The following is a 13030-nucleotide window of genomic DNA, read 5'->3' on the forward strand; positions in this document are numbered from 1 at the left end:
CCCGCGACCTCCTGGACCACAACCAGGCGCTCTGCCAACTGAGCTATACCCACCATGTGCACTCAGATATCATTCACAAATTCCAGGCGAGTGGAGTTTGCGAACTCATTTATCTGAGGCAGCGGATACAAGCTTACACGGTTTTTTGGGTGCTCCTGACACAAGTGCCCCTCTGCGCCGCAAATGTGACGCACCTAACCCTTTTAAGCAGTTCGGGTCACTTCCGCGGCAATCTTTTTCGCGGCGGCCGAGTCCGGACCGGGGGCCGGCACAAACACTGCGGCGCGGTAGTAGCGCAGCTCGTTGATGGAATCCTTGATGTCGCCCAGTGCGCGGTGGCCTCCGTTTTTCGCCGGGGCCTGGAAATAGGCGCGTGGATACCAGCGCCGGGCCAGTTCCTTGATGGTGGAGACATCGATGATCCGGTAATGCAGGTAGTCGATGACTTCGGGCATATCGCGGGCCAGGAACATCCGGTCCGTGCCCACCGAGTTCCCGGCCAGCTGAGCCTTCTTCGGCTCCGGCACCCACTTAGTGATGTACTCGATGACCTCTGCCTCAGCTTCCGCGAGCGTCATCCCGTGGGGGAGCTCATCGAGAAGCTTGGACGTGGTGTGCATCTGGCGGACAAAGTCACCCATCTGCTCCAGCGCCGCCTCGTCGGGCTTGATGACGACGTCCACGCCGTCGCCGAGGACATTCAGTTCGGAGTCGGTCACCAGGACTGCGACCTCGATAAGGGCATCGGCGCTGATGTCCAGGCCGGTCATCTCACAGTCGATCCACACAATACGTTCATTAGTTATTGGCACGAGACAAATGTACCCCTGCCCTGCCGGGCGTCCAGTGGGCCAGGCCGGCGGACTAGTGACTGGAGTGGCTCCGCTGGCGGCGGTCCTGCCCCTCAGGGTCCGCTGTCTGGATAGTGGAACGGCGGGCGGGAACGTACGGCTGCAGGGGCAGGGAACCGGTTTCCGGCGGCCCGAACGTGCGCGTCCAGCGGCTGGTGCCCTCTGCTGCGGCAGGGACCGGCCGGGCATGGGGGATTCGCAGGAATTCCTGCACCGCTTCGGGGGCCAGGGGAATGGCCGGCGCGGCAGCGGCGGTTCTGGCATCTGCCCGGGACACGGGAGAGGGCACGGCCGGCAGGTCTGCGGACTCCCGCTTCGGGACAGGCTGAGCGGCCCCGGGAGTGGCAGTGCTGGGGGGAGTGGCAGCGCTGAGGGGGCCGGCCGTGGTCCCAGCGGCGCCGGCAGCGGCGGGTGCCGCCGTCGTGCTGCTGCCCGCGGAGAGATACCAGGCGGCAACGAAGACAGCCAGGAGCAGGACAGTTAATCCGGCCGCCAGGGCCACCGGCACCTCGGCCCACAGCAGGCAGACAGCGCTCGTTCCGGTGAGAAACAGGCCCCAGCCCAGCAGTTCAGGATTGCGGCGGGGTCTGGAACGGCCGCCCGGCGGTTTCGGGGCGCGGTGATCCCTACGCTTCCCTACAGGTTCTGCCCGGTGGCGCCCCACAGCCTTTACCGCCTTGTCTCGTCCGACTCAACGTCCCCAGTGTATGTGAGCCGCGCCCCACTACCGGCCAAGCACGCCGCAGCGTCCCAGGAGCGGCTGGGACTCGATGCTAATATTTGGCCTACTGACGAAGCCGCCGTGCACCGCTGGCGGTCCATTCCACCAAAGCGGATCTGCGGCGTCGCGTGCTCTGAACTGACGCACCTGTTCGTTGGGATAGCTGCACCAACACAGAGATTGGAATGACCCACGATGACCGCCCAGGTCCCTGCGACCGAGCCTTCGTCTCCCAAACCGGAGAACGCGAAAGCTGACCATCCCAACGTCGCGATTCTCCAAGGCTTCATTGGTTCGATGCTGATGCTCGCCGGGTCCCTCGGCGTCGGATGGCTGTCCCTCTCCTCCTACGAACTGCGCCGTGCCAGCTTCATCATGTGGCTGCGCTTCGAACCGGTGGGCGCCGTCCTGTCCGTGTTCCTGCTCGCCGTCGGCGGTATGCTCCTGGTTCGTTCCTGGCTGCGGTTCGGCCAGCGGATCGGCAACTGGGGTCCGGAGTCCAGGCCCTTCGTCTTGAAGGCGATCGTGGCGTGGGGTGCCCCCATGGCCCTGGCCCTGCCGCTGTTCAGCCGCGATGTGTTTGCCTATATTGCCCAGGGCCTGGTGATGGTCAGCGGCCTCAATCCGTACAAAGACGGCTATTCGCAGATTTCAAACTATCTGCAGCTGGGAGCGGACGATCTGTGGGCTCAGAGCCCCACCCCGTACGGCCCGATCTTCCTCTGGCTGGAGGAGATCGTTGTGCGCATTACCGGCGGACAGACGGAGTTCTCCATCCTCCTGTTCCGGCTGATCGCGCTGATCGGCGTGGCGATGTGCGTCTACTACGTGCCCAAACTCGCTGAACTGCACGGCATCAACCCCAACCGGGCGCTGTGGCTGACGGCAGCCAATCCGCTGTTCCTGACCAACTTCATTGCCAGCATCCACAACGATGCCCTGATGATCGGCCTGGCACTGGCCGGCCTGTACTACGCGGCCACGAAACGGGCCATCCGCGGCATCCTGCTGGTCACGCTCTCCATCGGTATCAAGCCGATCACCCTCATTTTCCTGCCGTTCATCGGCTTGATGTGGGCCGGCAAGGGTGCGTCCTGGCCCCGGAAGTTCCTGTTCTGGTTCCTCACGGCAGGGCTCTCGCTGGGACTGCTGGCGGTCCTGGGCGTTGTCAACGGGCTTGGGTTCGGCTGGGTGGGCGCCCTGAGCACGCCCGGCAGCGTATGGATCTGGTACGCGCCGGTCGGTTTCCTGGGGCTCGTGGTGGCCACGCTAGGCAACGCCGTCGGGCTGCCTGGATGGTCCTTCGCCGACGTTGTGCACACGCTTGGGCGCCTGGCGTCCTTCGCCGTCGTCTTCTGGCTGATGTTCGTGGGTGATTACAGCCGCCTGGTGCGCCGGCTTGCCCTGGCGTTTGCCGCGATCGTGATGCTCGCGCCGATGATCCAGTCCTGGTACGTGGTCTGGCTGATCCCGCTCTTCGCGGTGACCGGAATCCGCAATGACTGGCAGGTCAAGACGCTGTATCTCTTCGTCTCGTTCTTTATGGTTTATGCGATCAGCGACCAGCTCGACATCTGGCCGTACTTCGAATTCAGCCTCAGCGCCGCCCGCCAGATCGCAGCCGTCACGGCCGTGGCCTTCGCCCTCTACCTGATCTTCCTTGACCCGAAGACGAAGGTCCTGTTCCGCAAGAAACTTACGGAGCCTGCTCCGGGAGAGCTGCGGATTCACTGACCAGCCGCCCGTTGCGGGCCAGCTGAACGATGCGGATGACCGCCCAGACGAACAGGGCCATCACCAGCAGGTTCCGGACCGTGAGCATCGCGGCGACGCCGGCGTTCAGATCGTCATACAGTGCCGCGTAGAACATGGGGTAGACCAGGGTCGTGAGCGCGGCCACCGGAATCATCATCAGGGCCGGGAGACGCCAGGAGCGTCCTTCCCATGCAACGCCGACGGCGGTGACGGCGCCGAGCCACAGCATGAACTGCGGCGAGCCGACCTTGTTGAAGACGATAAACGCGCCGACAAGGGCCAGGGAGCCGGCGGCGAGCAGTGAACCGGCGTCGGCCCCGCGGCGAAGCGCCCAAAGCAGCAGAACGACGACGGCGACGGCCGCCACCGCGAGCAGGGGAGTCATCAGGGCAGCGACGGGTTCGCCCCAGGCCCCGCGCACCTCACGGGTGTTGATGACGGTGTCTTCGAAAATGAAGGCACCGGAACGGCCCAGGATGGCCTGCCACAGCCCGGGGGTGGTGAACGGCGCCTCGAGCTGCATGCCGCGGTCGCCCTGGGCACCGACGAAACTGAGCAGATAGCGCAGGCCGCCGGAGGCGGCCACCACAACTGCGACGGCGGCGGACACAGCGGCACCCGTCACCAGGACGGTGAGGCGCCGGCGGGAGACAGCCAGGACGGCGAGGATGACGGCGGCCGGCCACACCTTGATCCAGGTGGCGGCTGCGAGCAGTGCCGACGCGGCTGCCGGCCGCTTGGCCAGCAGCAGCATTCCAATGATCACCAGGGGCACGGTCAGGCCGTCGACCCGGCCCACCGCTACAGGGCCGAGCAGTGCCGTGATCCCCATCCACCAGTAGGCGGCCGCAAACCGCTGACGGGTGCGCTTGCCGGTCAGCACTGCGAGGGCCGCCGCATTCAGCCCGGCGAAAATCAGGAACCAGGCGAACTGATAGGCCCCGTAGCCGAAGACCGCTGCCAGGAGCATGGGAGCCAGCGCGCCAATCGGATAAACCCACGCTGTGCTGATTCCCTGCCACTGCCCGCCGTCGAGGCCCTCGAACGCCCACTGCCGGTAGAACTGGATATCGCTGAGGACTTCACCGGTGAAAATCAGGGGGCTGAGCAGGGCGAAGAAGAGCAGGTGAAGGACGCCGAAACTGATCCACAGGAAGGAGGTACGCATGTACCGGGGCTCAGCGGATACCGGTGTGGATGACATGCGTAGGGGCTCTCCTTCAGGGTAATTTCGGGGCCCCCGAACGGCGGCGCCCCAGCGACAAGGGTACCGTCGGCACGACACGGGCATGCAATTGGTGCCCGGACACGGGATACTGAAGATATGTCCGACGGAACAGAACACTCGATCACTGCCGATTTCGACGTCTCATCATGGGAGCCCACGCCCTATGTTGTGGAGGGAACCAACAGCGAACTCTCGACCGTGCGGGCGGTGAAAATCTTTGAGGGCGCCATCTCCGGCACCAGCGTTGCCGACCTGCTCCTAGCCGGCAATGCCGCCGGCGCCGGCTACGTCGGCAGTGAAGTTTTCGCCGGCAGCGTTGAAGGCCGCGAAGGCACCATGGTCATTCAGCACTGGGGCCTGGCCGAAGGGGAAGCGACAGCATCTTCCGGGCACATCATTCCTGGTTCGGGCACCGGGGGGCTGGCCGGAATCTCCGGAAAGGCCATCTTCACCCAGGCAGAGGACGGCCAGCACCGGCTGGAACTCCGCGTGACTTTCCCGGGAGCTCCGGCACCTGCGCACGGCCAGCACGACGCCGGCTTCGAAGGCACAGCCGAATCCGGTTCCGCGGCAGAATCCCGTTAGGCAGGAAAGCGCCTACAAGGACGCCAGCAGCCACAACGATCCCGCCGCGCAGGCGGCAATAACCAGTGCGAAGGCCGTGAGCCAGAGTCCGCCGGGAATACCGGTGCGCTGTGCGAGGATCCAGGCGTCCGACGAGGACAGTGCATGCCGCCGCCGGGTGTGGACGCTCAAGAGGTTTATCCAGTCCCGGACTGCGCCGGTGACCAGGGCGATGCCGAGCGTGACGACGGCGTAGGCCACCAGTCCCGCGGGGACGAACCAGACCAGCAGCACGGCGGCGGCGGCGCAGCCGCCGGCAATGGCCAGACCCTGCAGGTTGCGGATGAACAGGAGCGCCGCGGCGAGGACCAGGACGCCCAGGGACAGTGCCGCCGTCGCCCATCCCTGGCTCGCGGCCCATATCAGAGCCAGCCCCGTGAGCGCAGGAACCGGGTAGCCCCAGAAACCCGCCCACACCGCACCGAAGCCTCCCCGGCCGAGGCTGCGCATCTGCCCGGAGTGATCGAAGCGCAGTTCGATTCCGGAGATGCGGTGCCCGGCGCTGAGCGCTGCGAAGGCATGCCCAAGTTCGTGGACGAAGGTGACATACAGGCCGAACCACCGCCAGGTTGCCCGTGGGACGGCAAGGACCGCGGCTGCCGCTGCCAGGCCCAGGAGGATCCATGGGGATGCTTCCAGGCCCTCGGTCCGCATAAAGCCGCCGCTGATCCGGGACCACAATTCCGCGGGCCAGCCCGGGTCCCCGCCGGATGTGCTGGTGCCGGTCACCGCGGGAAGCAGGACCCTAGTCAAGTGCGCTCCCTGGTATTTGCCCGTGGTGTGGTTCTGGAATAACTGTCAGAGCTCCAGCTGGCCGCGAAGAATCGAATTGCCCGAATGGGCGGGATTGCCGTCAAGCGGCTCATCCGAGATGTCAACAATCGGGTAGGCAGACAGGTCCAGGCCCGCAGGGATGCGGAACCGTGCCTCGCGCCCTTCCATGGTGCCCAGGCTCACCATGGAGGTGATGTCCGGCGAGATCAGCCAGACTTCGCGGTAGCCCTCTGCCTGGCTGCTGCTTGCCGTGATCAGGAGTTCACGCTCACCGTCGGGCAGCTGATCAACCGTTGCGGTGCCTTCATCGCTGTAGGAGGGCAGCGGTTCCAGCACTGTGGAGGCCAGGACTTCCGGCTGCGGCACCTGGCTGCGGACGATTCCCCAGGTGGCCGCCCCGGCGATCAGGACGGCAGCAGCGGCTGCAGCCACCCACCGGGCAGCGCGGCTGCGGCGTTTACTGTCCAGGGAAACCGGCGGCTCCGGCTGGCTGACGGCCAGCGGGTCCCGGCGCACTTCCGGTCCGAGGCCAAGGGTGGCATGGATGTTTTCCCAGACCTCCGGGGGCGGCACCGAGCCGTCGAGTGTTTCGCTGCTGCGCCCGGCGCGGACAACCCGGCCGTAGGACCGGACCTCGGCCTGGCAGCGGGCGCAGCCGCCCAAGTGGGCGGCCTCCTCCGCCGTCGGCTCCTCACCAAGCGCGAGGAGAGCCAATGCATCATCGTGCAGGTGCATCGCTGACCTCCAATCGTTGCCGCAGCTGGATGAGTCCCCGGCGGATATGGCTCTTAACGGTTCCCAGGGGCAATTTGAGCCGCTCCGATATTTGCTGATGGGTCAGGTCTTCGTGGAAGGCCAGCCGGAGGATGGAGTGCTGCGGCTCGCCCAGCCGGGTGAGTTCGGCGTCGAGCACCACTTTGTCCGCGACGCTCTCCGGGTCCGGCACGAGGTGTGGGGCGCGCTGGTCCCGGGCGGCTGCGCCCTCCAGCACATCATCTTCCCGGATCCGCGACGCAGTCATGCTCACGGCGACATTCCGGGAAATTCCAACCAGCCAGGCCGCCAGGGTGGACCGGTCCGGCGAATAGCTCTCCCGGTAGCGCCAGGCACGGATGAAAACCTCCTGCACCGCATCGTCCGCTGCTGAGGGATCCAGCAGGCGCCGAAGCGCCATGGTGCGGATCAGCGGCGCGAAGCGGCGGTACGCTTCAGCGAGTGCTGCCTCCTCACCAGCGGCGAAAGCCCCGTCGAGGACGTCGTCCCCCTCGGTGGCACCGGATGACATCTGGGACGTTCTCCTGCCGTTGGCCAGCTTTACAGTGTGAAACGTATTGCTGAAGGTACTGCGGAATGTCCCTATGATAGCGGCGCAGCCGTGAGTACAACGTTATCTTCATAGTCGTCTTCCGTGTCGAGCCACCTGCCGCCACAGGTCACCAGCTTCAGGAGCGGGCTCCCCGTGCGGTCAAAGAGACGGTGTCCGTCGAGTGAGCGTTTGGCAATGTTCTCCACTTTTTCGGTCTGGTAGACGACGGCGGATCCGTCTTCCAGCGTCACTGTCACCTGGGTTCCCGCCGGAACATCCTTCAGCCCCGCAATGGGCAGGGCCTCTGTCCGTGAATCCACATGGGCCGCCAGGACCACGGATCCGGCCGGCGACCCGGGCCCGGGGCCGTAGCGGTACCAGCCGGCCTGGTAATGGTTATCCGGGATGGTCATGGCACCGTTGTCCTCCACTCCGGTGGGCACTACCTCGAGGTCGATTCCGGTTCCGGCAACCTGCACCCGGACCGGCTGTGCCAGGGACTCCACTGCTTCGGGAGTGGCCTGGCGGATCGGTATCTCGGCCGGCCCGGCTCCTGGCACGCTGCCCGGAGCAGCGGTGGATGCTGCTGCCGCCGGGGTGGTGGGGCCTGCGGTGGACGCCGCCGGACTGCCCGTGGAAGTTTCAGCGGGCGCCGCCGGACTGCCCGTGGCCGGTCCCGGGCCGCAGGCTCCCAATCCCACCGCCCCGGCCGCCAGCAGCGCGGCGGCGAGGTATCGGCGGGCACTTCCTGGTTGATGCATTTACCTGTCCTGTCCTGTTTGGGGTTTGGGGTTTGGGGTTTGCGGTTGCGCTGCGGATCTTCGCCGGGCGGAGCATCTTCCGAACGGAGCGCCGCAAGGTGCGGTGCAGCGGGAGGGCTGCACCGCACCTTCCGGACCTTTTATGCTCTTCAGACCCTGCATGCTTTTCAGGCTCAGCCGGCCTGAAAAGCCGGGGAGCAGCCGCTATCAGCGGGAGACGGTCCCGGTTGCCGCTGCCTTGGCTGCGTTGCGCCGGCGGACCAGCACAGCGCTTCCGGCCAATGCCATGAGGGTCAGGCCACCCGCGGCAGCGAGCACCGTTCCGTCCGGGGCAGTGTCTGCGGCCAGCGCTCCGGGCACAGCGCTGGGGGCGCTTTCCATGCCGGCAATAGTCTGCGTGGCAAGCGCCAGATTGCCTTCTTCCAAGGATCCCCACGCGTAGACGATCGTGTGGACGCCTTCGGGAAGCGTGAGATCTGCCGGGCCGATCACCGGCTCAGTGGTACCTGCGGCCGCCACGGAAGCCGAGATTGTTCCGGCCTCGACCGGGAGGGTCTTCTCCCCGGGGTTGGCCAGGTTGGTGATCACCGGGGTGCCGTTAGCCAGGACATCGACCGCCGGGGCGGCCGCGACGTGGCGGACAGTCAGGTGGGCCTTGCCCGCGGCGATGGTGGACGTGTCGTTGGTGTACACATTCGCTGTTGGGGTGCCGTCCGCACTCAGATTGGCGACGGCGGTGAAATTGCCGCCGGCTGTGAGGTTGGCGGAAACCGGGCCGATGATGGGAGCGGAGGCGTCTGTGGCATCTGCTGCGGTAATCGCCAGTTCATAGCTTCCGGCCGGCAGGGGCAGGGGCCCGGCCATGGAGCCCGGAGTGAAGTCGTCAAGGGTCAGGGCGCCGTTGACGTACACGTCCACGGTGGTGCCGGGAACCGCGTGGAAAACTGAGAGCTGGGCGTCATCCGCAGCTGACGCTGCGGGAGCCGCGGCGAGTCCTGCTCCGGCTGCCAGTCCTGCTGCGGCGAATAGTGTGGCGGTCCTGCGCATGGCTTTCTCCTCTGGTTTTGCCGGTTCGAGGACCGGCTTTGTTGTGGCCTACATCTCCTTTACTTCCGGTGGCGTGTATTTGGATGCAGCAGCATCGAAATATTTTCGGCGCGGAGTCTGCCCCGCGTGCGCGCCAGGGGATTCTGCCGGGGTTAAGCACAGTGCAGCCCCTGCTGCATCCGGATCGGGGAGAGCCTTTGGTGCCTTTCCGCGCGGCAGGGGACAGGAGGCTCCTGCCGCGCCTGAAGTGCTGCGGCCCGGGCCGGGAGACGCGTAGTATCATCGATTGGTCTGCCCTCGTAGCTCAATGGATAGAGCAACGGCCTTCTAATCCGTAGGTTGCGCGTTCGAGTCGCGCCGGGGGCACCCTCTGAAGCCTTCAGCCCGGTGACGCCGCGGCTGGAGGCTTCTGCTCTTAACCGGGGGGGGCTTATCCGGACCGGCCTTAACCGGACAGGGAATCCTTGCTGCCACCTGTCCTCCACAGCCGTGCGGTGGGGACTGGCGGCTCAGCTGCATCCACAGTCCGGCCGCTGCTTCCACTGCCGATCCCGTATCCCGGCACACTGACTGAACCGGCCAACCGCGCCGGAATCATTCCGGCGTTCGGTACCGGCGCCGACAGCAGCAGAAGGGGAAACCCATGACTGACACCATTACCCTCCGCGGTTTTGTTGCGACGGAGGTCAGGACCACCACGGCAGAAAGCGGCCTGGCGATCGCGGGCTTTCGGATGTGCACCACCGAGAGGCGATTCGACCGGGAGGCCAGCCTCTGGGTCGACGGGCACACGAACTGGTATTCGGTCTCGATGTTCCGTCAACTTGCCACCAACGCCGGCGTGAGCATCCACAAAGGGGACCGCGTCATCGTTACCGGCAGGCTCCGGGTACGGCAGTGGGCCACCGAAGGCGGACGCAGCGGTACCTCCGTCGATATCGACGCAGATTCGGTAGGGCACGACCTGATGTGGGGCACCGCGAATTTCCGCCGGAACGTCAGCGCCGCGCCGCCCCTCCGGGATACTTCCGGGGACAGTGCGGGCGACATGCCTGGCGATGTGGATCCGGAAACCGGGGAGCTGCTGGCGATGGGGACAGAGGAGTTTGGGCCGGGCCTCGACGGCAGCCTTGGGTTCAGCCCGGACACCGTCGAAACTGAGGGGAGTGAGCCGGCACCCGCCTACTAAGCCCCAGCTCCCTGGCTCCCCAGCCAGCCCAGCCGGTCTCGGCGCATCGCAGCCCCGCGCCCGCTGAGAGGCCCGAAAGGCACATCTCATGGGCCCACGTCATTAGTTCTCCTTGGCCCACGTCACTGGCATACCTCACTGGCCACACGTCATTGGCACAGAGCAACCCGGTGCATGGCAGAATGACGGGGTGAATGCACAGAAGCAGGGAGCCGAGTCCGGGCTTGCGGAAAGGAAGCCCCTGACCAGGTTTTCTTCGGAGGCCCGGATTTCTTCGGAATCCCGGCTTCCTTCGGGGAGCCGGACCTCCAGGCAGCTGCCGCTGTATGCCGGCGTGGCTACGCTGGCCTGTCTGGTGCTGGGCCTCTCCGGATGCGCGGCTGCAGGGCCGGCCGCGGAAGGCCAGCAGCAGGCACCGGCAGAATCCAGCAGCAGCGCAGGAACCGGTGCGGCTCCGGTCAGAATTGCGGAAGCCGATGCTGTGCAGTCGGAACTCGAGGCCCTCGCAGCACAGACCCCTTCTCCCTCCCGGAACGCCGTGCGGGAGGCCTACGCCGCTGCAGGGTTCAGCCTGGACGCCGTCGAAGTCTCGCAGGACATCACCCCCACCGGTCTCGCCGTGGACTCCATCGTTGCCGGGGCCCCGGTGGGCGGGGAATGCGTCCTGGGCGAAGTCCGCAGCGGAAACGTCACCGTGACGGTGGCGCCGGCGCTTTCAAGCGGTCAGTGCCTCCTTGGAGACGACCGGTAGCGAGAGACCGGGCCGGGCAAGGATACGTAGGGCCGGGCAGGGATACGTCGGGGTAGAGACAGTACCGGGCAGAGACAACGCCGGGCCGAGACAACGCCGGGCCGAGACAGTACCGGGCTGCGGCGGGTTGACACCGGGATTCCGGCCGGAAGGACACAGAAAACAGACTGCTCCACCGTTCCGGGGTTCCCAGGCACCGGCCGGGCTGTGCATCAAATGGCACTTAGTGGCACCGACACACTAGCCTGAGAGCATGGCGGAATTTATCTACACGATGACCAAGGCCCGAAAGGCCGTTGGCGACAAAGTTATTCTCGACGACGTAAGCATGTCCTTCTACCCCGGCGCCAAGATCGGTGTGGTGGGGCCTAACGGTGCCGGTAAGTCCACCATCCTCAAGATCATGGCCGGACTGGATACCCCTTCCAATGGTGAGGCCCGGCTCAGTGCTGGATACTCCGTGGGCATCCTGCTCCAGGAACCGCCGCTGAATGAGGAAAAGACCGTACTCGGCAACGTCCAGGAGGGCGTTGGCGAGATCTACGCCAAGATCCAGCGTTTCAACGAAATTTCCGAGGCAATGTCGGAGCCCGATGCGGACTTCGACAGCCTGCTGGAGGAAATGGGCAAGCTGCAGGAAGCCATTGACGCTGCCGATGCCTGGGACATTGATTCCCAGCTCGAACAGGCCATGGATGCCCTGCGGTGCCCGCCGGCCGACGCCGACGTTACCCTCCTTTCCGGTGGTGAGCGGCGCCGGGTCGCGCTCTGCAAGCTTCTGCTGCAGAAGCCTGACCTCCTGCTCCTCGATGAGCCCACCAACCACCTGGACGCGGAGAGCGTGCTTTGGCTCGAGCAGCACCTGTCCGCCTACCATGGCGCCGTCCTGGCTGTGACCCACGACCGGTACTTCCTGGACCACGTGGCCCAGTGGATCGCCGAAGTGGACCGCGGTCACCTCTACCCGTACGAGGGTAACTACTCCACCTACTTGGAGAAGAAGCGCGCGCGCCTCGAAGTGCAGGGCAAAAAAGACCAGAAGCTGGCCAAGCGCCTCACGGAGGAACTGGACTGGGTCCGCTCCAACGCCAAGGGCCGCCAGACCAAGTCCAAGGCCCGCCTGGCCCGCTACGAAGAAATGGCAGCGGAAGCCGACCGCACCCGCAAGCTGGACTTCGAGGAGATTCAGATCCCGCCGGGCCCGCGCCTGGGTTCGCTGGTGCTGGAGGCCAAAAACCTGCAAAAGGGTTTCGGCGACCGCAAGCTGATTGACGGCCTGTCCTTCTCGTTGCCGCGCAACGGCATTGTTGGCGTGATCGGCCCGAACGGTGTGGGTAAGTCCACGCTCTTCAAGACGATCGTTGGTATGGAAGAGCTCGACGGCGGTGAGCTCAAGATCGGTGACTCCGTCAAGATTTCCTATGTGGATCAGTCACGCGGCGGAATCGATCCGGAGAAGAGCCTGTGGGAGGTTGTCTCCGACGGACACGACTGGATTCAGGTCGGACAGGTCGAAATGCCGTCCCGCGCCTACGTGTCCGCCTTCGGGTTCAAAGGACCGGACCAGCAGAAGAAGGCGGGTGTGCTCTCCGGCGGTGAGCGTAACCGCCTGAACCTGGCCATGACCCTGAAGCAGGGCGGAAACCTGCTCCTGCTCGATGAGCCCACTAACGACCTCGACGTCGAAACGCTCTCCAGCCTGGAGAACGCGCTCCTGGAGTTCCCGGGCTGCGCCGTCGTCGTATCGCACGACCGCTGGTTCCTGGACCGGGTGGCAACCCACATCCTTGCCTGGGAAGGCACCGATGAGAATCCCGGCAACTGGTACTGGTTCGAAGGCAACTTTGAGTCCTACGAGGAGAACAAGGTGGAACGGCTCGGCGCCGATGCAGCCAAGCCGCACCGCGTGACGCACCGCCGCCTGACCCGCGACTGAGCCGATACGCTGCCCGCCTGAGGCACTGTTGGGCAGGCAGCCACGTAAAACGCCCCCGTCAATGACGGGGGCGTTTTACGTTTACCG

General features: G+C 65.5%; 13 protein-coding genes and 1 tRNA gene. 6 read left to right on the plus strand and 8 right to left on the minus strand.

The window, feature by feature from the left end; genetic code table 11:
• Window positions 1-203: 203 nt before the first annotated feature.
• Both orn and AL3_RS04040 read right to left on the minus strand, forming a co-directional pair.
• Window positions 204-812, minus strand: coding sequence for an oligoribonuclease (gene orn, locus AL3_RS04035; protein ID WP_083521428.1), 609 nt, complete (start codon window positions 810-812; stop codon window positions 204-206).
• 52 nt (window positions 813-864) lie between these two features.
• Window positions 865-1353, minus strand: a complete 489-nt coding sequence (locus AL3_RS04040; RefSeq protein WP_151723953.1) for a hypothetical protein — start codon at window positions 1351-1353, stop codon at window positions 865-867.
• 414 nt (window positions 1354-1767) lie between these two features.
• Here AL3_RS04040 and mptB point away from each other — a divergent pair, with 414 nt between their 5' ends.
• Entirely contained in the window at window positions 1768-3306 is a 1539-nt protein-coding gene (mptB, locus tag AL3_RS04045) for a polyprenol phosphomannose-dependent alpha 1,6 mannosyltransferase MptB (protein ID WP_066297142.1), read from the plus strand.
• On the opposite strand, the gene AL3_RS04050 is transcribed toward mptB, so the two are convergent.
• Window positions 3269-4531 (minus strand): glycosyltransferase 87 family protein, encoded by a 1263-nt coding sequence (locus AL3_RS04050; protein ID WP_066297144.1) that lies wholly within the window; start codon window positions 4529-4531, stop codon window positions 3269-3271. The two genes, mptB and AL3_RS04050, sit on opposite strands and share 38 nt — an antisense overlap.
• 120 nt (window positions 4532-4651) lie before the next feature.
• On the opposite strand from AL3_RS04050, the gene AL3_RS04055 reads away from it, so the two are divergent.
• Window positions 4652-5140: a DUF3224 domain-containing protein gene (locus AL3_RS04055; RefSeq protein ID WP_083521430.1), complete on the plus strand. Its 489-nt coding sequence runs from the start codon at window positions 4652-4654 to the stop codon at window positions 5138-5140.
• Window positions 5141-5152: 12 nt separating this feature from the next.
• Here the strand turns inward: AL3_RS04055 and AL3_RS04060 are convergent, their stop codons facing one another.
• From AL3_RS04060 to AL3_RS04080, 5 genes are all read right to left on the minus strand, one after another.
• The gene (locus AL3_RS04060) at window positions 5153-5932 is read right to left on the minus strand and encodes a M50 family metallopeptidase (protein ID WP_246168602.1); all 780 of its coding nucleotides are present in this window, start codon (window positions 5930-5932) and stop codon (window positions 5153-5155) included.
• Between the two features lie 45 nt (window positions 5933-5977).
• The gene (locus AL3_RS04065) at window positions 5978-6688 is read right to left on the minus strand and encodes an anti-sigma factor (protein ID WP_066297146.1); all 711 of its coding nucleotides are present in this window, start codon (window positions 6686-6688) and stop codon (window positions 5978-5980) included.
• The gene (locus AL3_RS04070; RefSeq protein WP_066297148.1) at window positions 6672-7238 is read right to left on the minus strand and encodes an RNA polymerase sigma factor; all 567 of its coding nucleotides are present in this window, start codon (window positions 7236-7238) and stop codon (window positions 6672-6674) included. Before AL3_RS04070 ends, AL3_RS04065 begins: the two co-directional genes overlap by 17 nt.
• Window positions 7239-7309: 71 nt before the next feature.
• Window positions 7310-8020 (minus strand): class F sortase, encoded by a 711-nt coding sequence (locus AL3_RS04075; protein ID WP_066297151.1) that lies wholly within the window; start codon window positions 8018-8020, stop codon window positions 7310-7312.
• A gap of 207 nt (window positions 8021-8227) precedes the next feature.
• A complete protein-coding gene (locus AL3_RS04080; protein ID WP_066297154.1) occupies window positions 8228-9067 on the minus strand; it encodes a DUF4397 domain-containing protein in 840 nt (279 codons plus the stop codon).
• Between the two features lie 293 nt (window positions 9068-9360).
• Here AL3_RS04080 and AL3_RS04085 point away from each other — a divergent pair.
• The 4 genes from AL3_RS04085 (at window position 9361) to ettA (ending at window position 12943) form a co-directional block, all read left to right on the plus strand.
• Window positions 9361-9433 (plus strand) — tRNA-Arg (locus AL3_RS04085).
• A gap of 277 nt (window positions 9434-9710) precedes the next feature.
• On the plus strand, window positions 9711-10256 hold the full coding sequence (locus AL3_RS04090; RefSeq protein ID WP_083521431.1) for a single-stranded DNA-binding protein: 546 nt from the start codon (window positions 9711-9713) through the stop codon (window positions 10254-10256).
• 334 nt (window positions 10257-10590) lie between these two features.
• Window positions 10591-11007 (plus strand): DUF6993 domain-containing protein, encoded by a 417-nt coding sequence (locus AL3_RS04095; protein WP_246168601.1) that lies wholly within the window; start codon window positions 10591-10593, stop codon window positions 11005-11007.
• Between the two features lie 253 nt (window positions 11008-11260).
• The gene (gene ettA, locus AL3_RS04100) at window positions 11261-12943 is read left to right on the plus strand and encodes an energy-dependent translational throttle protein EttA (protein WP_066297162.1); all 1683 of its coding nucleotides are present in this window, start codon (window positions 11261-11263) and stop codon (window positions 12941-12943) included.
• The last annotated feature ends 87 nt before the right edge of the window (window positions 12944-13030 follow it).

The sequence above is a fragment of the Arthrobacter luteolus NBRC 107841 genome, from assembly GCF_001552075.1.
Taxonomy (GTDB): Bacteria; Actinomycetota; Actinomycetes; order Actinomycetales; family Micrococcaceae; genus Arthrobacter_B; species Arthrobacter_B luteolus.